At 66.3% G+C, this 19,237-nt stretch carries 15 protein-coding genes and 1 pseudogene; 12 read left to right on the top strand and 4 right to left on the bottom strand.

The features are described from left to right. Positions 1 to 127 precede the first annotated feature (127 nt). Positions 128 to 1,644 (bottom strand): annotated as a pseudogene (locus tag AB0M74_RS27145) (substrate-binding domain-containing protein). A 49-nt stretch (positions 1,645 to 1,693) separates the two neighbouring features. Between AB0M74_RS27145 and AB0M74_RS27150 the strand changes: the two are divergent. The 3 genes from AB0M74_RS27150 (at position 1,694) to AB0M74_RS27160 (ending at position 4,636) form a co-directional block, all read left to right on the top strand. Continuing rightward, positions 1,694 to 2,119, top strand: coding sequence for a MarR family transcriptional regulator (locus tag AB0M74_RS27150; protein WP_366529129.1), 426 nt, complete (start codon positions 1,694 to 1,696; stop codon positions 2,117 to 2,119). Positions 2,120 to 2,329: 210 nt separating this feature from the next. Continuing rightward, a complete protein-coding gene (locus tag AB0M74_RS27155) occupies positions 2,330 to 3,316 on the top strand; it encodes an aliphatic amidase (RefSeq protein WP_366529130.1) in 987 nt (328 codons plus the stop codon). Between the two features lie 21 nt (positions 3,317 to 3,337). Further along, positions 3,338 to 4,636 (top strand): M18 family aminopeptidase, encoded by a 1,299-nt coding sequence (locus AB0M74_RS27160; RefSeq protein WP_366529131.1) that lies wholly within the window; start codon positions 3,338 to 3,340, stop codon positions 4,634 to 4,636. On the opposite strand, the gene AB0M74_RS27165 is transcribed toward AB0M74_RS27160, so the two are convergent. Further along, on the bottom strand, positions 4,585 to 5,892 hold the full coding sequence (locus tag AB0M74_RS27165; protein ID WP_366529132.1) for a glycosyltransferase 87 family protein: 1,308 nt from the start codon (positions 5,890 to 5,892) through the stop codon (positions 4,585 to 4,587). The genes AB0M74_RS27160 and AB0M74_RS27165 overlap by 52 nt on opposite strands. A gap of 235 nt (positions 5,893 to 6,127) precedes the next feature. Here AB0M74_RS27165 and purL point away from each other — a divergent pair, with 235 nt between their 5' ends. The 3 genes from purL to AB0M74_RS27180 all read left to right on the top strand — a co-directional run bounded on the left by purL (position 6,128) and on the right by AB0M74_RS27180 (position 8,934). Continuing rightward, positions 6,128 to 8,422, top strand: a complete 2,295-nt coding sequence (gene purL, locus AB0M74_RS27170) for a phosphoribosylformylglycinamidine synthase subunit PurL (protein WP_366529133.1) — start codon at positions 6,128 to 6,130, stop codon at positions 8,420 to 8,422. A 173-nt stretch (positions 8,423 to 8,595) separates the two neighbouring features. Beyond that, entirely contained in the window at positions 8,596 to 8,733 is a 138-nt protein-coding gene (locus AB0M74_RS27175) for a hypothetical protein (protein ID WP_366529213.1), read from the top strand. 21 nt (positions 8,734 to 8,754) lie between these two features. Further along, positions 8,755 to 8,934, top strand: coding sequence for an alpha/beta-hydrolase family protein (locus AB0M74_RS27180; protein ID WP_366529134.1), 180 nt, complete (start codon positions 8,755 to 8,757; stop codon positions 8,932 to 8,934). Between the two features lie 58 nt (positions 8,935 to 8,992). Here the strand turns inward: AB0M74_RS27180 and AB0M74_RS27185 are convergent, their stop codons facing one another. Next, positions 8,993 to 9,283 (bottom strand): YiaA/YiaB family inner membrane protein, encoded by a 291-nt coding sequence (locus AB0M74_RS27185; protein ID WP_366529135.1) that lies wholly within the window; start codon positions 9,281 to 9,283, stop codon positions 8,993 to 8,995. A gap of 422 nt (positions 9,284 to 9,705) precedes the next feature. Here AB0M74_RS27185 and AB0M74_RS27190 point away from each other — a divergent pair, with 422 nt between their 5' ends. From AB0M74_RS27190 to AB0M74_RS27200, 3 genes are all read left to right on the top strand, one after another. Further along, positions 9,706 to 11,439, top strand: coding sequence for an alpha/beta hydrolase (locus tag AB0M74_RS27190; protein WP_366529136.1), 1,734 nt, complete (start codon positions 9,706 to 9,708; stop codon positions 11,437 to 11,439). Further along, positions 11,436 to 12,083 (top strand): CPBP family intramembrane glutamic endopeptidase, encoded by a 648-nt coding sequence (locus tag AB0M74_RS27195; protein WP_366529137.1) that lies wholly within the window; start codon positions 11,436 to 11,438, stop codon positions 12,081 to 12,083. The genes AB0M74_RS27190 and AB0M74_RS27195 overlap by 4 nt, the downstream gene beginning before the upstream one ends. A gap of 231 nt (positions 12,084 to 12,314) precedes the next feature. Then, the gene (locus AB0M74_RS27200; protein WP_366529138.1) at positions 12,315 to 12,710 is read left to right on the top strand and encodes a sterol carrier family protein; all 396 of its coding nucleotides are present in this window, start codon (positions 12,315 to 12,317) and stop codon (positions 12,708 to 12,710) included. Positions 12,711 to 12,813: 103 nt separating this feature from the next. On the opposite strand, the gene AB0M74_RS27205 is transcribed toward AB0M74_RS27200, so the two are convergent. After that, positions 12,814 to 14,085 (bottom strand): ABC transporter permease, encoded by a 1,272-nt coding sequence (locus tag AB0M74_RS27205; RefSeq protein ID WP_366529214.1) that lies wholly within the window; start codon positions 14,083 to 14,085, stop codon positions 12,814 to 12,816. A gap of 225 nt (positions 14,086 to 14,310) precedes the next feature. Between AB0M74_RS27205 and purF the strand changes: the two genes are divergently transcribed. The 3 genes from purF (at position 14,311) to AB0M74_RS27220 (ending at position 19,170) form a co-directional block, all read left to right on the top strand. Further along, positions 14,311 to 15,915 (top strand): amidophosphoribosyltransferase, encoded by a 1,605-nt coding sequence (gene purF / locus AB0M74_RS27210; protein WP_366529139.1) that lies wholly within the window; start codon positions 14,311 to 14,313, stop codon positions 15,913 to 15,915. 565 nt (positions 15,916 to 16,480) lie between these two features. Beyond that, positions 16,481 to 18,061, top strand: coding sequence for an ABC transporter substrate-binding protein (locus AB0M74_RS27215; RefSeq protein WP_366529140.1), 1,581 nt, complete (start codon positions 16,481 to 16,483; stop codon positions 18,059 to 18,061). A gap of 98 nt (positions 18,062 to 18,159) precedes the next feature. Further along, positions 18,160 to 19,170 (top strand): ABC transporter permease, encoded by a 1,011-nt coding sequence (locus AB0M74_RS27220; protein WP_366529215.1) that lies wholly within the window; start codon positions 18,160 to 18,162, stop codon positions 19,168 to 19,170. The last annotated feature ends 67 nt before the right edge of the window (positions 19,171 to 19,237 follow it).

Raw genomic sequence — 19,237 nt, forward strand, 5'->3', positions numbered from 1 at the left:
CTCGGAAGGCATCATCGTGCCGAGTAGGCGCTTCGGTGGTGATCTCGCGACTGAAGTGTGTGTGCCTTGGATGTTTGTGGCATGGGCCGTGAACTTTGGTGCTGGGTCTCGCTTCGCTCGGAAGGCATCATCGTGCCGAGTAGGCGCTTCGGTGGTGATCTCGCGACTGAAGTGTGTGTGCCTTGGATGTTTGTGGCATGGGCCGTGAACTCTGGTGCTGGGTCTCGCTTGCTCGAAATGCGTGATCGTGCCGAGGAGGTGCGTCGGTGGGATGGTTGCGCCTGCGGCGCGCGCGTTTCGGCCGCGGCGAGATCGAGCCCCAACACCCGCCCCCGTCGCACCACCAAGACGGCGGCGTAGACAACAAGTCGCGAGGACCCGCGACCAGCGAATCCCTCGGCACGACAACGCCTTCCGAGCGCAGCGAGATCGAGCACGAGAGTTCGCGGCCCGTCTCGCGTCCGAGCGGCCGATGCGACTGCGACGCAGTCGCGAGCATCGGCCGCTCGGACGCGAGACCAAGGGGGCCGCGAACACGCAGCGCCGCAGGCGCTGCCAAAAACACAGCTCGAACAATACGGTCGATGATGTCGAAGTCGATGCCGTCGGCGGTGGCGATGTAGCCGGGCTGGATTGCCTGATTGCCGAGGAAACCTCTTGTGCCGCAGTGGGTTTCGGGCAATACGCCATTGTCGAGTGCGGCGTGGATATCGGGCACAGCGAATGAGTCCACTGTCGAGGCGAGTGCGCTCGAGGTGTGGATGGCCTCGTAGCTGGCGTTGCTGAAGCTGGTCAGTGCGGGGGGCGAAGCCGCCGTGCGGTTGCGGTAGCGGGCCATGCGCGCGCGGCCGTCGGGCGTGCGTTTGTCCACGAAGAAGCTGGAGGCCACATAGACGTTGTGGTTGGCGTTCGGGCCTGTGGCCAGCAGCACGTTCTCGTCGGCGGCGGGGCTGATCCGCACCTGGGTCGCGGCTCGCCCGGTCGCGGCGAATTGCTGGTTGAACCGGGATACGTCCCCGCCGACCATCAGGATGAGGACGGCGTCGGCGCGCTCGAGTGCGGGGGCGGACGGGAACTCGCCGAAGTCGGGTAAACCGAGCGGCAGGAATCGTTCGAGCACGATGGCGTGTGGGTCGGTCAGGCTGGCCCGCACCGCCCTGGCCGATTCGCGCGGCCAGATGTGTCGTTGCCGATGATCGCCCAGCGCCGCACGCCGTACTCGCGTTCGAGCCAGTGCACCGCGGGCAGGGTCTGGCCTGCCGGGTGTTCGCCGAGCATGAGCACACCGGGTAGTTCGTCGGTGAGGCCCTCGCGCCCGGTGGCGAAGAGGTAGGGCACCCGGCTCGCGTTGGCGCGTGCCACGGCCAGTCGCACCGCTGAGGTGTGCCAGCCGGTGATCGCGTCCACCATCTCGGTGGCGAGCAGCGCGGCGACCTCATCGGCGACCTCGTGCGGCGCGCGTCCGCCATCGATATTCGTGGTACGAATTTCACGTCCCAGAATTCCGGTGCTGCTGTTGATTTCATCGACCGCAAGCGAAATTGCCGCGTCGCAGGAGACGGCGACGATACCGCCGGGACCCTGCATCGGAACGATGTTGAGGATCTCGATAGTCCCGTCTTGGCTCTCGCCGAACGCTGACATTCGGTACTCTTCTTCTCGTTCGGGCGAAATTCAGGGCAGGCAGGAAATAATGACGACCATTGTAGGCGGATATTCCACGCTGCATGGTGCGCTGCGTGCTGCGGAACGCCGTTGGCTGGGTCACCTCGATGACGCGTTGTGTGCCAGGCAACTATCGGCGGATCAGTGGTCGATGCTGTCGAATCTGTCCGATGAGGCAGGCATCACAATGAGCGAATTGGCGTTCAGATCGCAGCTGGCGCCGTCGTCGGCGACCAGGCACGCGGACTTTCTCGCGGAACGTGGGCTGATCTTCCGGCTGGCCGCGGAGGATGATCGGCGGCGGATTCTGATTGGGCTGAGCAGGCTCGGCGTCGAGTTGGTCGAGTCGGTGCAGGCCGAGGAGGCGCGTGCGGAGCAGCAGCTGAGGACCAGGATGGGTGCGCGCCGTTACGCCGAACTGCTGCGGCTGCTCGAACTCGTTTCCGCAACTTGACTTTCGATGGTCCGGATTTCGGTAACATGGCGTTCGGCGAATTGATGCGAATGCGAATCATCGGATGTAACCGTCGACGTGCATGCCGCTCGGACAAATCATCCGATGAATGTCTCGAAAGTCCGGTTCGTCAGCAGTAAGCGCACGGAATGCCGTTCCTTCGGTTATGTTTCCAAACAGAATTAGTTTGGTCGATCGTCAGGAGCGAAGATGGGCTACGAAGCGGTTGTCTCGAACCCTGATGCGGTGCAGGTGGCCGTCATCAATCACATGATGCCGCGCTTGCACACGCGGGCCGAGGTGCTGGCGAACTGCTACCGGATCGGTCACCTGATCGACGGTCTGCGGCGCGGCCATCGCGATCTGGATCTGATTGTGCTGCCGGAGTATTCGGCCATGGGCGTGATGTACGACGAGACCGAGCTGTACTCCACCGCCGCGGTGATCCCCGGCGACGAGATGAAGATTCTTGCCGAGGCGTGTCGCCGCAACGGGGTGTGGGGCGTGGTCTCGATCGCGGGCGAGCGGCACGAGGAACACCCACTGCGCGCCCCGTACAACACCGCCGTGCTGATCAACGACAGCGGCGAGATCGTGCAGCGCTACCGCAAGATCGCGCCCGCCGCCGAGGGCGAAGCCTGCTACCCGGGTGATACGACCTATGTCTGCGAGGGCCCGAAGGGCATACAGATTTCCCTGATCCTCGGCGAGGACGGCAACTATCCCGAGGTCTGGCGCGACTGTGTGATGAAAGGCGCCGAGCTCGTCGTGCACTGCCAGAGTGTGCGCGGGTGCGCCGCCGAACAGCAGCTCACGATGGCCAAGGCGATGGCATGGGCCAACCGTGCCTACGTCGTGGTCGGCGGCGCCGCCGGTTTCGACGGAGTGCACTCCTACTGCGGCCATTCGGCGATCATCGACGCCGAGGGCCGGTCGCTCGCGCAGTGTGGGTCGGAGCCGAACGAGGTACGCACCGCGCGACTTTCGGTGCGGACGGTGCGCGAAACGCGGTACTTCGATCGCAACCGGTTCGGCCCGTACAGTCTGCTGCATCGCGGTACGACCCGAGACGCGCATGCGCACGGGCTCGCGGACTGCCCGCTCGACTTCTACCGGACCTGGATCAACGATCCGGTCAAGGCGCAAGAACAGGTCCAGGAGATCGTCGACCGGGCGGGCGTACCGGCGGTGCGCTGAGGGCTGCCTAGGATCGCAGGCATGCCCGTTTCCAGTACCGATGCCACCGCCGCAGGCTTGTGTGCGTTCATCGATGAGTCGCCCTCGTCGTTCCATGTGTGCCGTACGGTCGCCCGTGCGCTGGAGGCCAACGGTTTCACCCCACTCGAGGAGTCGGCGTCGTGGCCGTCGGGCGGGCCGAGCAGGCACTACGTGATCCGAGGTGGTTCGCTGATCGCCTGGGCGACCCCGGATTCCTCCGGTGACACGCCCTTCCGTGTCGTCGGTGCGCACACCGACAGTCCGAATCTGCGGGTGAAGCAACATCCGGACCTCGCCGTCGCGGGCTGGCAGCTGGTCGGGCTCGAGCCCTATGGCGGCGCGCTGCTGAATTCATGGCTCGATCGCGAGCTCGGCATCTCGGGTCGGCTGAGTGTGCGTGACGGAAATGTGGTGCGCGACCAGCTGATTCGCATCGACGAGCCGATCCTGCGGGTGCCGCAGCTGGCGATCCATCTGTCCGAGGATCGGCGCGGCGTCACGTTGGATCCGCAGCGCCACGTCAATGCGATCTGGGGCGTCGGGTCCGAACCGCGCTCGTTCCTCGCTTTCGTAGCCGAGCACGCCGAGGTCGACCCGTACGAGATCCTCGGTTGGGAACTGATGACCCACGACCTGACGCCGAGCAGGCTGGTCGGGCGCGACCTCGATCTGGTCAGCGCGCCCAGGTTGGACAACCAGGGCACCTGCTACGCGGGGCTGCATGCCTTCCTGGCCGCGGTCGCCGAGCCGGGGGCTGCCATTGCGGTGCTGGCGATGTTCGATCACGAGGAGGTCGGCAGCCAGTCCGATCGAGGTGCGCAGTCGGATCTGCTGCCGACCGTGCTGGAGCGCATCGTGCTGGCCCGAGGTGGTGGCCGTGCCGAATATCTGGCCGCGCTGGCCGGATCCGTGTGTGCCTCCGGTGATATGGCGCACGCGACCCACCCCAACTATCCGGACCGGCACGAGCCCGCGCACCGGATCGAGGTGAACGGCGGCCCGGTGCTCAAGGTCAACCAGAACCTGCGCTACGCCACCGACGCGGCGGGTGCGGGCGCGTTCGCGCTGGCCTGTGCCCAGGCCCAGGTGCCGTTGCAGCGTTACGTGCATCGTGCCGATCTGCCGTGCGGTTCGACCATCGGCCCGATGACAGCCGCGCGCACCGGCATGTCGACCGTTGATGTCGGCGCACCGCAGCTGGCCATGCATTCGGCTCGCGAGCTGATGGGCGCCGCCGACGTCGTGGCCTACGCCGCGGCGCTTGCCGCCTTCCTCACACCTGCCCCGGCCGGGCGGTAATTGACAACGGCGACAATGAATATCGCGAGCGTGGCGAGCACATAGGCGCTGCCGATGAGCTGTTGCCACCAGGCCCAGCCGAGTTCGCGGTCGTGCTGGTGTGGCAGCAGCCACTGGGGGCCGATCGCGAACATCACGGTGCCCACGGCGACGGCGCCGATGAACCACCGATTGCGCCTGCCGCGCTCTATAGCGTCGGCGACGACAACAAGCGCGGGTGCGATCCACACCCAGTGATGAGACCAGGAGACCGGGGAGACGAGCAGGACCGCGGCCGCGTTGACCATCAGCGCGGCCACGTTCGCGCCCGCCTCGATGAGCCTGCGCATCCAGATCGCGGCGAGCCCGATCGCCACCAGCGACAGCGTGATCCAGATGAGGGTCGCCAGCGAATCGGCGACGCCGAGCCGGAAGGCCATGCCCTTGAGGGACTGGTTGCCTGCGTAGTACGGCGGCCCGATCCGTCCGGTGTCGGCCAGCGTGTCGAACCAGTACTCGACCGAATCGCTGGGAAACAGCAGGAATCCGAGCCCGACCGCCGCGATCGCGGACACCACCAGCGTGCCCGCTGCCTTCCAGTCTTTGCGCAGCAGGAAATACAGCAGATAGCCGGCCGGGATCAGTTTCACCGACACCGCGATGCCGATCAGCATGCCGCGTGGCCAGAACGGTTTGCGCACCAGGCAATCCATCGTGATCGCCGCCATCAGCACCAGATTGATCTGCCCGAACCCGAAGGTCTGGCGCAGCGGTTCCAGCAGCTGCAGCAGTGCGACCGCGGTGATGACCAGTGGGAGGACGACCATCCGGTCCAGTTCCGAGCGCAGGCGTGCGAGCACAAGCCACAGCGTGATACCGAGGCTGAGCACAGACGTGGCGAGGACAAGCACCTCGGCGAGCAGCAGCGGCATCAGTGCCAGCGGCGCGAAGAACAGCGCGGCGAGCGGGGGATAGGTGAACGGCAGCCCGATCCCCATCACCGGCGGCATCGGTCCGTACAGCTCGCCGTCGTCCAGCCAGACCCGAGCACCGGTGCGATACACCTGCAGATCGATATATCCGCTCCACCAGTGCACAAGCAGCGAGACTGCGGCGGAAACGACGAAAAGGGCGACAGCACCGATCAGCCAGCGCAACTGCCGGTTCGACATCGGGGGTCGCGACAACTCCGGGTCGGTCGCTGCGGATTCCGGGCGCACGTGCTCCGAGGTGACGGGCCGCTCAGCCGGATCCGCAACTCCCGATCTATCGCTCACCGCCAAAGCGTAGCGGTTGCGATGTCGGCCGATGTGTGCAGACCTGAGCCGGTCGCCACGGTCTACACCATGTCTTGCGTCACATTCCGCCAACGGGATTCGGCGCCGAACCCTGCGCGAAACCGGCTAACCGGGCGGCGGGTGCGATGCGGCCCGCTGTCGGTTGGAAGCCACAGCTAAACTTCGAAGCGAATCCCCAGCTTCGCGCTCCGGCCCGAAAGGACCCTGGTACTCCGTGACTCCGCAGGTCGACACCGTCAGCGCAGCCGCAGCAACTCCGGACATCTCGCAGCCCTATAAAGAACTAGGTCTGAAAGACGACGAGTACGCGCGGATCAAGGAGATCCTCGGCCGCAGGCCGACCGACGCCGAACTGGCGATGTACTCGGTGATGTGGAGCGAGCACTGCTCCTACAAGTCCTCGAAGGTGCATCTGCGCTACTTCGGTGAGACCACCACCGACGAGATGCGGGCCTCCATGCTCGCGGGCATCGGTGAGAACGCGGGCGTCGTCGACGTCGGCGACGGCTGGGCGGTCACCTTCAAGGTGGAAAGCCACAACCATCCCTCCTACGTCGAGCCCTACCAGGGTGCGGCCACCGGCGTCGGCGGCATCGTGCGCGACATCATGGCCATGGGCGCCCGGCCCATCGCGGTGATGGACCAGCTGCGCTTCGGCGCGGCGGACGCGGCCGACACCCGCCGTGTTGTCGACGGCGTGGTGCGCGGCGTCGGCGGTTACGGCAATTCCCTCGGCCTGCCCAATATTGGCGGCGAGACCGTCTTCGATGCTTCCTATCAGGGCAATCCGCTGGTCAACGCGCTGTGCGCGGGCGTAATGCGGGTCGAGGACCTGCATCTGGCGTTCGCGTCCGGCACCGGCAACAAGATCATCCTGTTCGGTGCGCGCACCGGGCTCGACGGCATCGGCGGCGTTTCGGTGCTGGCCTCGGACACCTTCTCCGGCGACGAGTCCGGTACCGGCCGCAAGAAGCTGCCGAGCGTGCAGGTCGGCGACCCGTTCACCGAGAAGGTGCTCATCGAGTGCTGCCTCGAGCTGTACGCCGCCAAGCTGGTCGTCGGCATCCAGGACCTCGGCGGCGCCGGGTTGTCCTGCGCCACTTCGGAACTGGCCGCGGCGGGCGACGGCGGCATGCACATCGACCTGACCAAGGTGCCGCTGCGCGCCAAGGGCATGACCCCGGCCGAGGTGCTCTCCAGCGAATCGCAGGAGCGCATGTGCGCGGTCGTTACCCCGGAGAATGTCGACGCCTTCATGGCCGTCTGCCACAAGTGGGACGTGCTGGCCACGGTGATCGGTGAGGTCACCGACGGCGACCGGCTGGTCATCAGCTGGCACGGCGAGACCGTCGTCGACGTGCCACCGCGCACCGTCGCCCACCAGGGCCCGGTCTACGAGCGCCCGGTCCAGCGCCCCGACGAGCAGGACGCGCTCATCGCCGACAGCACCGACAAGCTGACCCGCCCGAAGACCCCGGACGAGCTGCGCGACACCCTGCTGCGGATGATTTCCAGCCCGCAGCTGTGTAGCCGCAAGTGGATCACCGAGCAGTACGACCGTTATGTGCGCGGCAACACCGTGCTTGCCGAGCACGCCGACGCGGGCGTCATCCGCATCGACGAGCAGACCGGTCGCGGCATCGCGTTGGCCACCGACGCGTCGGGCCGCTACACCAAGCTCGACCCCTACACCGGCGCGCAGCTGGCGCTGGCCGAGGCCTTCCGCAATGTCGCGACCACCGGCGCGACACCGAAGGCCGTCACCAACTGCCTCAACTTCGGTTCTCCCGAGGATCCCGGCGTGATGTGGCAGTTCCAGCAGGCCGTGCGCGGTCTCGCGGACGGCTGTGTCGCGCTCGGCATCCCGGTGACCGGCGGCAACGTCAGCTTCTACAACCAGACCGGCCAGGACGCCATCCTGCCGACTCCGGTTGTCGGCGTGCTCGGTGTCATCGACGACGTGCACCGTCGCATCCCGACCGGCCTCGGCCTGGAGCCGGGCGAGACGCTGATCCTGCTCGGCGAGACCCACGACGAGTTCGGCGGATCCATCTGGTCCCAGGTCGCCCACGACCACCTCGGTGGCGTGCCGCCCAAGGTCGACTTCGCCCGCGAGCAGCTGCTCGCCGAGGTGCTGACCTCGGGTTCGCGCGACGGCATGATCAGTGCCGCGCACGACCTGTCCGAGGGCGGTCTGATCCAGGCCGTCGTCGAGGCCGCACTGGCCGGCGAAACCGGTTGCCGCATCCTGCTTCCCGAGGGCGCGGACCCGTTCGTGACACTGTTCTCCGAGTCGGCGGGCCGCGTGCTCGTCGCGGTGCCGCGTTCGGAGGAAACCCGCTTCACCAAGATGTGCACCGCGCGGGAGCTGCCGTGGGTGCGGATCGGCGTTGTCGATCAGGGCGCTGATTCCGTCGAGGTCCAGGGCCAGTTCAGTATTCCCATGGACGAATTGCGCACGGCGCACGAGGGCACGCTGCCGAAGCTGTTCGGGGCCAGCGCCGTTTGACCGGGGCTGGGGCTCGAGCAGTCTCAGTACGTCTACGCGACGGCGTCGGCACGATTGTCGGCGCCGTCGAGCGGTTCTTTCATCCCAACTATGCCGGGCTCATCGTGGCCACCGTCTTCTTCGCCTGGTCGTCGACTCCGTCGCTGCTGCCGCGGGATTGGTTGTTCGAGGGGTTGGTCAGCGGCATCAACGCGGCCATCGGCTACGGGGTCGGCTGCGTGCTGGAATGGGTGTACCGCAGACCGCGATCGTCGCCAGTCGGTATTCGTATCTGCCGAGTGTGCTGTCGTTCCTTGTCGGACAAGCAGTAAAGCGACACTGGCCGGAAGCTGTTGTTCGACCAGATTTACGAGCATTGGCCGGCGCGGCCGGCGGAGGCAAGGCCGAAGCTGCTCGTCTACGGTGAGAGCCTCGGCCCCCAAGGTTCGGAGGGGGCTTTCACCGGTTTCGCGGATATCCGTGCGAAGGCAAACGGGGTGCTGTGGGTCGGCCGCGATCGCGCAGTCGAGTAACGCACCACCTGGGCGGACTCGGACCCCTCGTGTGCCGGGCCCGTCCAGGTGAGCGCCCTCAGGCGACGGACTTGAACGGATCGTGCTCCGCGATCAGTCTTTCCATCCGCGCCTCGTCGATGCGGCTGCGCACACTCGCAGTTTCCTGCTGGTCGCGAACCACCTTCGCCAGGGTGAAGGTGCTCGACACCAGGAACAGGACCGACATTGCGAGAAAGCCGCGCTGTGAGATATCGAGTGGGAGATAGCAGATGCCGACGCCGGTCCCGAAGAAGCTGACGCCGAAGGCGATGGCGGCCTGCGCGAGGAAGGCCGAGGTGGTCTTCGGCCGTGCGTTGGGGGTGCTCATGGGTACTGAGTCTGCTGGCCGGCCCGCCTACGCGACCGGGTACAACTACTCGAGCGCACTGGGTAATTGCCGCGCGTCCCGTAATCGCCTGGCCACCACAACAATTAGTTGATCTGCCCAACTCTGCGCACAAACCGAGCGACCACGGAGCGAGTCTTACGAGCGACCGTTCGCGGCCGGCTCGCGTCCGAGCGGCCGAAGCGCACGCGACGCAGTCGCGAGTCTCGGCCACTCGGACGCGAGCCCTGGGGGCCGCGAACACGCAGCGCCGCAGGCGCTGCAGATCCAACACAGCCGCGAACACGCAGCGCCGCAGGCGCTGCAAAAACCAACACAGCATACTGTTCGGGTGATGATCGTTACGGACCCGCCGACGCCACCCGTGCCCAACTGTCGCGGCATGCGGTCACGCTGAGCCGATCGTGCTCGAGACCGCCACGACACTGACGAGGCTGCGTACGCGCGGCGTCGTTGTCGTGCGGCGAGCCGAGGACGTCATCGACCTGAACTATGTGGGGCTGATCGTCGCGACGGTGTTCTTCGCGCTATCGGTGACACCTTCGCTCGTCCCGCGCGACTGGCTGTTCCAGGGCCTGATCAGCGGCGTCAATGCCGCGCTCGGCTACGGCCTCGGTTGCCTGCTCGAGTGGGTGTTCCGGGTGTGGATTCGACCGCGGCTCACACTTCCCGCACCACCGACCTGGGTGCGCTACGCGGTGAAATCCGCGGTCCTGCTGACCGCCGCATTGAGTGCGGCCCTGATGCTCGTGCAGTCGGCGCGCTGGCAGCGGGAGATCACCGCGCTGATGGATATGCAGGGGACCACCACTCCCGCCTACCTGCGTACCGGACTGCTCAGTGTGGCCGTCGGTGCGGCGGTGGTCGCCGTGTACCGGACGCTGCGCGAGATCATCCTTTTCCTGGCCCGTCAGCTCAATCGCTGGGTGCGGGTGCCGCGCGAGCTCGCGCCGACCGCCGGGTTCCTGGTGCTGGTACTGCTGGTCGTCACGATCTTCAACGGCGTGGCCTCGCGTGCCTTTTTCGCTGTGGCCAACTCGGCATTCAGCGTGCGCAACGATTACACCTCGCCCAACGCGGTGCCGCCGCATCAACCCGAGCGGTCCGGCAGCCCCGGGTCATTGGCGAAGTGGGACTCGCTGGGTTTCGAGGGGCGGTGGTTCGTTTCGCACGGTCCCTCCGCCCAGCGGATCACGGCGGTCACCGGTCGGCAGGCGCGGGAGCCGATCAGGGCCTATGTGGGCTTGGAGTCGGCGGCTGACAGCGCGGCACAGACGCAACTCGCGGTGTCCGAGCTGGAGCGCACCGGCGCGTTCGACAGGAAGGTGATCGTGGTGGTCACTACCACCGGCACCGGCTGGGTGAATTCGATGGCGACCGGTGCCATCGAGTACATGTACGGCGGCGACACCGCGATTGTCGCCTCGCAGTACTCCTATCTGCCCAGTGTGCTGTCGTTCCTCGCCGACCGCAGCAAGGCCATGGACGCGGGTAAGCGGCTCTTCGACGCGGTGTATGAGCATTGGAAAGCGCGGCCGCCGCAGGCACGGCCGAAGCTGCTCGTGTACGGGGAAAGCCTGGGTTCGCAGGGCTCGGAGGCGGCCTTCGACGGGCTCGCGGACCTGCGGGCGAAGGTGGACGGCGCCCTGTGGGTGGGGCCGCCGAACTCCAATCGGCTGTGGCAGCAGTTCGTTTCGCGGCGCGATCCCGGGTCGAGGGAGGTACAGCCGGTGTACGCGGACGGCCTCGTCGTCCGATTCGCCAGCGATAGTGCCGATCTCGCCAGACCGGGTCCCGAATGGCGGTCACCGCGCATCGCCTATCTGCAACACGCTTCCGATCCGATCGTGTGGTGGTCGCCCGATCTGATCCTGTCCCAACCGGATTGGCTCTCGGAGCCGCGTGGCTCCGATGTCTCCTCGCAGATGCGCTGGTGGCCCTTCGTCACCTTCTGGCAGGTTGCCGCCGACCTCACCAATGCTCAGGGCGTCACCGATGGACACGGTCATCGTTACGGCAGTCTGGTGCTCGACGGCTGGGTGGCCGTCGCGCAGCCACCGGATTGGACCGCGGAGCTTTCCGACAAGATCCGTAGACAGCTCGAGGCCGCCGAGGACTACGAGCGGGAGACCAAGTGACTGCTGGCGGCAGTGTCGCGAAAAGTGCCGCTGCTCTTGCTACTGCGCTGCTGTGGAGCAATTGGCTGCTGCCGCGGCTCGGTCTCGATGTGCGCGGCAGGACCGGTGCCAATGCCGGATTCGCCACCGGGTACGCGCTGGTGTTCGATAGCAGGGCGAACTGGTGGTCGGTGCGCGGGCTGCGCTGTGGGCTGGCGCCGGCGGCTGTTGTGGTCGCGGGCTACGGTGCGGCGCTCACTGGCGCGGGAGTGCGGCGCCGGCTACGCGAGTTCGCCGATCGTGGCCCGGATGTCTCGCTGACGGAGTGGGTCGCCGTGCACATCCCGATCGGCACCGTCTACAGCGAAGAACTGGTGTTCCGCGGCACCCTGGAGCCGTTGCTGGACACTACCTTCGGTTCACGAGCGGGACTCCTCTTCGGCGCCGGCACCTTCGGCCTGTGGCACATCCACCCGGCCCGCGCCGCGGGCGACAGTGTTCCGGTGACCGTTGCCGCGACCGCGCTCGGTGGCCTCGTCTTCGGCCTGCTACGCCGCCGCTGCGACAGCGCCACCGCTCCCGCCTTGCTGCATCTGGCCTTCAACGGCGGCGGAGCGCTCGCGCCACAGCTTGCCGCGCGGTGGGCGCACCGATCGACGCGCTGACCGCGCAGCGACTCGCCGTGCGACCGCTGACCGGCAGGTCCCAGTCGGCTTGCGTCGTGTGAGCCCTGACCGGTCGGCGTCGGTGAGCTCGCGTGCGGTGGCGGTCGCTTGGCGGGCAGGCGCAATTGTTCGATGTCGGCGTGGTGCGGGTCGGCGGTGGCATGGCTTGTTCGGTGAGGTCTGACCCCGGCTCGGCATTCGATGACGGTGGGCGTCAGTATTCTCGGCACCGTGGCGGGAAAGTCGACAGTGGATCCGGTGGCGTTGCGGGCGGCGGTAGCGGCGGTGAGCGAGTGGTTGCGGGACGAATCCGCCCCTGCACCGGCCCGGACCGAGCTCGCTGCGGCGGTACGCACGACTGTGCGCGCGTTGGCCGCTTCCGCGCCCGGGCATTCGGTGGAGGTGCGGGTGCCGCCGTTCGTCGCGGTGCAGTGCATCGAAGGGCCGCGGCACACCAGGGGCACGCCGCCGAATGTCGTCGAGACCGATCCACGCACCTGGCTACTGCTGGCCACCGGCCTGCTCGAATTCGCCGGCGCGGTGGATGTCGGTGCGGTGACCGCGTCGGGGTCCCGGGCCGCGGAGGTCGCACACTGGCTGCCGGTCACGCGGCCGGTCGACGACTGACGAGCATCAGCCGTCGGCTTCCGAGCCTGCCGACGGGTTGTGCCGCGCATACCGGTGTGCGGTCGCAAACCATCGAACCGGGCTGGACGCGGTGTTTCGCCGGTCAGCTCTCGGGAGCGGCCGCGCCGCGGTGCAGGCCCTTGCGGTCGTAATAACGGGTGATGACCGCGCCGAAGACCAGACCGACCACGAGCCCGAGCACGACCATCCAGAAACCACGGGCCAGACCCGCGTCATAGTTGCCGTCGAAGTAGAGGATGGCGCGGACGCCGAGGAAGACCTGATGCATCGGCTCGAATTCGGCTAGCCAGCCGAAATATTTCGGGGTGGCCTCGATCGGCACGGTGCCGCCCGAGGAGGGCAGGCCGAGGACGATGAACAGGATCAGGTTCACCAGCAGGCCCGCGGAGCCGATCGCGGCGAGCACCGAGAGGCCGGTGATGCCGACGGCGATGATCGCGAACGCGCTGTAGAGGAACAGACCGAGCGGATGGTCGATCGGCATGCCGAGTGCGTTGGCAACGATGAGGTAGATCGCCGCGACGATATTCGCCGTCAGCACCATCACGCCCCATTTGATCAGCAACGTACGGAAGCGCGAGATCGGTGTCGGCGGGAAGTGTACGAACCACGGTCCGTACTCGGTCGGCACGAAACCGAGCGCGGCATCGACCATGGTGTGAATTGTCATCGAGCCGACCAGCCCGGCCAGCAGCAGCAGCAGGGCGAAGAAGAAGGCGGTGAGACCCTGGCCGGTTCCGCTGGGCAACGGCCGGAACGGCTCGACGACGATCTGCAGCGGATTCGCCAGCGCGATTCGGGTGGCCCCGGTCAATTCCGGTGCCGGTGGCCCACCGGGCTGCGCGGCCAGCTGGGCCCGCACCTGCTCGGTCAGCTGCTTGCCGACCTGCGCGTTCACTTGCGGCAGCGCCTGGGCGCCGATGTGGTTGACGATCTCGGTGGCGAAGGCGCCGGTGCGCGGATTGGTCTGCAGCGTGATGATCGGGCGCTCGATATCGCCGGGAATCACGCTGCCGACGCCGAAAATGCCGAGCCGCTTGCTGAAATCGCTCGGAATGATGATGGCCCCGTAGACCTTGCCGTTCTGCATCTGGAGTTGGGCCTCGTTGATGCCGAGTACGCGCAGGTCGATGCGGTCTGCGGGCACGGCCTGCTCCAAGCCGGCGGCCACCTGGGCGCCGAAGTCGACCCGCTTGTCCTGACCCGGCGCACCGATCGTGTCGCCGACATCCTGGTTGACGAGCGCGATGGGGAAATCGTGCAGGTTCTGCTCCGGATCGACGACATAGTCCAGATACATGATGCCCAGCAGCGTGGTCAGCAGGGTCAGTACCGTGACGGGCAGCAGCACCATGCGAAGCCGGCGGCCCCGCGGTGACCTTCCCGTCGCGCCACCCGCCGCCCCGTCGGTGCCCGCATTGTCGGTGGTCCTCACGGCTCGCACGGTAACAGCTGACCCGGCCGGAATCGGGCAGCCTACCGCGGCGATTGCTGCCCGGATGCGGCGTCGGTGATCGCGCACAGGAAATCACCCGTAGAATGTCCATTGCCCCCAGCCCGCCCGAACAGGGAGCAAACGGTGACCAACGCCGAACTGCCGGTCGACAGCCGCATGCCCGTTGAAATCAACTCAGCCGTCACACCGGATCAGGATGAGAACGAGCCACGTGAAGAGTGTGGCGTGTTCGGAGTCTGGGCGCCGAGTGAAGACGTGGCCAAGCTCACTTACTACGGCTTGTATGCGTTGCAGCACCGTGGTCAGGAGGCGGCGGGCATCGCCGTTTCCGACGGTTCGCAGATCCTGGTCTTCAAGGATCTCGGGCTGGTCAGCCAGGTGTTCGACGAGCAGACCCTGGCCGCCATGCCGGGGCATATCGCCATCGGCCACTGCCGCTACTCCACCACCGGCGGCGTCACCTGGGAGAATGCCCAGCCGATCTTCCGTACCACCGCCGTCGGTTCCGGACTCGCCTTGGGCCACAACGGCAATCTGGTCAATACCTCCGAATTGGCAGGCCGGGCAAGGGAACTCGGGCTGATCGGCGGCGCGACAGTGTCGGGCGGCCGCCCGGCGCCGATCGCGGCGACCTCGGACTCCGATGTGATGACCGCGCTGCTCGCCCACGCCGCGGCGGACTCGAGTATCGAGCAGGCGGCGATGGAGCTGCTGCCGACGCTGAAAGGCGCGTTCTGCCTGACCTTCATGGACGAGCACACCCTGTACGCCGCGCGCGACCCGCACGGCGTGCGTCCGCTGTGTCTCGGCAGGCTCGATCGTGGCTGGGTCGTTGCCAGTGAAACCGCCGCACTCGATATCGTCGGCGCGGCCTTCGTCCGCGAGATCGAGCCGGGCGAACTGCTGGCGATCGACGCCGAGGGCGTCCGGTCGATGCGCTTCGCCAACCCGGAGCCCAAGGGCTGTGTCTTCGAATTCGTCTATCTGGCCAGGCCGGACAGCACCATCTCCGGCCGCTCGGTGCATGCGACCCGGGTGGAGATCGGGCGGCTGCTCGCCAAGGAACATCCTGTCGAGGCCGACCTGGTGATCCCGGTGCCGGAATCCGGCACCCCGGCCGCGGTCGGTTACGCCCAGGGTTCCGGCGTGCCCTACGGGCAGGGCCTGATGAAGAACGCCTACGTGGGGCGCACCTTCATCCAGCCGAGCCAGACCATTCGCCAGCTGGGCATTCGACTCAAGCTGAATCCGCTGCGCGAGGTGATCCGTGGCAAGCGGCTCATCGTGGTCGACGACTCCATCGTGCGCGGCAATACCCAGCGTGCGTTGATCCGCATGCTGCGTGAGGCGGGCGCACTGGAGATCCACGTGCGGATCGCCTCGCCGCCGGTGAAGTGGCCGTGCTTCTACGGCATCGACTTCGCTTCGCGCGCCGAGCTGATCGCCAACGGTGCGGGCGCGGAAGACAGCTACGCCGATATGGTCGAGGGCGTGCGCCGCTCGATCGGTGCCGACACCCTGGGCTACATTTCCACCGAGGGCATGATCGCCGCCACCGAACAGCCGCGTACGCGACTGTGCTGTGCGTGCTTCGACGGCGACTACCCGATCGCGCTGCCCACGGAGGCGGCGATCGGTAAGAACGTGCTCGAGGGCATGCTCAGCGGCCAGTCCGAGGCGATGCTGCTGGGTGACAACGCGAATGCGAGCGCACTGAGTCGTCCGTGAGGGTCGATATCCCGGGTGCAGCGCCCCGGGAATTCGGACGCTGTATTCCAGCCGTGTTCTCGTGGAGTCCTCTCCGTCCTGAGAACTCGCGTATTCGTGTCGGCGCAGGCTGCGAATTACGGTGGTCTTCGCGCGTTGTGATGAGCCGCTGAACCCCGACCCGATGGCGCGTCGGCGACACCGGGTCGAGCTCTGTAGGGAGCGCGGTGAACGAGCAAATCATTTGCGGTGTTTAACTTTTGCGCGCTACGGGTACCGCCGCGGCGCTGTCCGGTCACGTGACGTGGCATCCTCGAGACGCCTCGGCCGCCGTTTCCGCGTGAACCTGGTCATTCGACCGGTGAGCGGGGGGTGGCCGCCGCGCTATAGGCAACGGCTGATAACGCCCCGGCAATTTTTCTTTGAAAACGCAACCTGTCGGAAATGGTTCGTGGGTACGGTGCCCGGTTATATCGGAAGTTCACCGTGTCCGTACCGGGGCCTGTGATCCAGGAGAACGCGGTGCGGCGCTCGAGAAGTGGGGCCGGAGATGTTGGTTTCAAGGACGCCTGGAGAACGAAAGCGGATGCGAGCCTTCGCGGCCATCGGCGCCGCAGCGCTACTGACCGCCGGTCTCGCGGGCTGTGGTTCCGGACGAACCGGGGAGGGCGGTGGCGGCGCCGGGCTGGTTGCCGGCACCACGGACAAGATCTTCTCGTTGGATCCCGCCGCCGCATACGACAACGGATCGCTGCTGGTCGAGACTCAGATCTACTCGTATCTGCTGAACTTCACCCCCGGCGATGCGACGCCGAAGCCGGACGCCGCGCAGAAGTGTGAGTTCTCCACGCCGACCGTGTACACCTGCAAGCTGAAGTCCGGGCTGAAGTTCGCCAATGGAAATCCCTTGACCGCCACCAGCGTCAAGTTCTCCTTCGACCGAATGGTCAAGATCAACGATCCCAACGGACCCGCCTCACTGCTCGGCAATCTGGACAAGACCGACATCGTCGACGACCTGACCGTCGCGTTCACCCTGAAGGTCGGCAACGACCAGACCTTCCCGGCGATCCTGCCCACCCAGGCCGGTCCGATCGTGGACGAGAAGGTCTACCCGGCCGACAAGATCATGGCCGATGAGGACGTGGTGAAGGCCAAGGGCTATTCCGGGCCGTACACCATTGCGAGCTACGACAAGAACAAGCTGGTCGAGTACAAGGCGTACTCGGACTACCAGGGCATTCTCGGGACCCCGAAGACCTCGACGGTCTCCACCAAGTACTACGCGACTTCCGACAACATGAAGCTGGACCTGCAGAACGGTGCGCTCGACGTCGGCTACCGGTCCTTCACACCGACCGACATCGAATCGCTGCGTGGCAACGACAAGGTCAAGGTGTACGACGGTCCCGGCGGTGAGTTGCGCTACATCGTGTTCAACATGAACACCATGCCGGGCGGCACACCGGAGCAGAAGCTCGCGGTACGCAAGGCCATGGCGTCCTCCATCGACCGGCCCGCGCTCGCCGAGGGCGTCTACAAGAGCACCTACAAGCCCGCCTACGGCTACGTGCCACAAGGTATGCCTGGTGCCGCGGAGCCGCTTCAGGATCTCTACGGCGCGAAGCCGAACAAGGACGCGGCCGCCAAGTTCCTCGCCGATGCGGGGGTGGCGACGCCGGTCGAGCTGAACCTGCAATACAACCCGGACCACTACGGCTCCAGCAGCTCCGAGGAGTACGCGGCGATCAAGTCTCAGCTCGAGGCATCCGGGCTGTTCAAGGTGAACCTGCAATCGACCGAATGGGTTACCTACCAGCGTGAACGTGCGCGCGACGGCTACCCGCTCTACCACTTCGGCTGGTTCCCGGACTTCCCGGACGCGGACAACTACCTGACCCCGTTCTTCGGGCCGAACAACTTCCTGCAGTCGCACTTCGAGGATCCGAAAGTCACCGCGCAGCTGACCGCGGAGGTGACCGAGCCGGACAAGGACACGCGGGTCAAGCGGATCGAGGCGGTGCAGCGTGACCTCGCGCAGAACTACCTGCCGACGCTTCCTCTGTTGTCGGGTAAGCAGATTGCGGTCGCGAATCCCAAGGTCCAGGGGGTGCCGCAGACACTCGACGCCTCGTTCAAGTTCCGCTACACGGTGCTGAGCAAGTGACATCCGGTGAAGCCGGGCTCGAGGCATCGCCTCGGGCCCGGCGATTCGGGCTGCTGCGCCGCGTCAAGGGGGGTGGCGGGGATTCCCGCCAGCTCGCGCTGTTGCGGTATTTGGGGATTCGGCTGCTGCTGATTGCGCCGACCGCATGGATTCTGGTGACGGTCGTGTTCTTCCTGATGCGGGTGATCGGTGATCCGATCAGCGCGGCGATGGGCGGCCGCATGACCCAGGAGCAGATCGAAGTGCGCAAGGAGGCGGCCGGGTTGAACCGGCCCATCCTGACCCAGTACTGGGAGTACATCTCCGGGCTCATGCACGGGGATCTCGGTCACTCCCAAGACAATCGGCAGATCAGTGAGGTCGTGACGACCTACGGTGCGGCGACTCTGGAGCTGGTCTTCTGGGCGTTGCTCGTGGCCTTCGCGGTCGGCGTGCCACTGGGCAGATATGCGGCGACGCATCGTGATTCGACCGCCGACGCCGGACTGCGAATGTTCGCCATCCTGGCCTACGCGGCGCCGGTCTTCTTCGTCGGCATGCTGCTCAAGTTGATCTTCGCGGTGAAACTGGACTGGTTGCCGGTCGCGGGCCGGGCCAGTACACCGGTGGAGTTGGAGCTGCAGCATGTTTCGCCGAAGACCAACATCATGGTCATCGATGCCATTCTCTACGGAGACGCCGGCTATCTCGGCGATGTGTTGAAACATGCTGTGCTACCCGCGATCGCGCTCGGCCTGCTGACCGCGGGAATCTTCCTACGCCTGGTTCGCATCAATCTGATCCAGACGCTGCGCAGCGACTACGTGGACGCCGCGCGGGCCCGCGGGCTCTCCGCCCGCGTGGTGACCGGGCGACATGCCGTGCGCAACGCGATGATTCCCATTGTCACCGTGATGGGCATGTACATCGCGATGATGCTGGGCGGGGCAGTGCTCACCGAGACAACCTTCGAATGGAAGGGGCTCGGCTATCAGCTCGCGGAGTATCTGCACCAACGTGACTTCATCGCGGTGCAGGGCATCGTGGCGTTCGTGGCACTCGCCGTCGCGGCCATGAGCTTCCTGGTGGATGTCATCGTCGCACTGATCGACCCGAGGGTGAGGTTCTGATGACCGCACCGGAATTGGCCAACGAGCCGGTGATCGTGCCGCCGGTGTCGCCCGGCGGACGCGGGCG

Origin of the sequence: Nocardia sp. NPDC051463 (assembly GCF_040681975.1) — a bacterium.
Lineage (GTDB): Bacteria > Actinomycetota > Actinomycetes > Mycobacteriales > Mycobacteriaceae > Nocardia.

Excerpts from the sequence above, each read along its gene's own strand:
- AB0M74_RS27150 (WP_366529129.1), top strand. The coding sequence starts at position 1,694 with ATGACGACCATTGTAGGCGGATATTCCACGCTGCATGGTGCGCTGCGT.
- AB0M74_RS27155 (WP_366529130.1), top strand. The coding sequence starts at position 2,330 with ATGGGCTACGAAGCGGTTGTCTCGAACCCTGATGCGGTGCAGGTGGCC.
- AB0M74_RS27160 (WP_366529131.1), top strand. The coding sequence starts at position 3,338 with ATGCCCGTTTCCAGTACCGATGCCACCGCCGCAGGCTTGTGTGCGTTC.
- AB0M74_RS27185 (WP_366529135.1), bottom strand. The coding sequence starts at position 9,283 with ATGAGCACCCCCAACGCACGGCCGAAGACCACCTCGGCCTTCCTCGCG.
- AB0M74_RS27205 (WP_366529214.1), bottom strand. The coding sequence starts at position 14,085 with ATGGTGCTGCTGCCCGTCACGGTACTGACCCTGCTGACCACGCTGCTG.
- AB0M74_RS27215 (WP_366529140.1), top strand. The coding sequence starts at position 16,481 with ATGCGAGCCTTCGCGGCCATCGGCGCCGCAGCGCTACTGACCGCCGGT.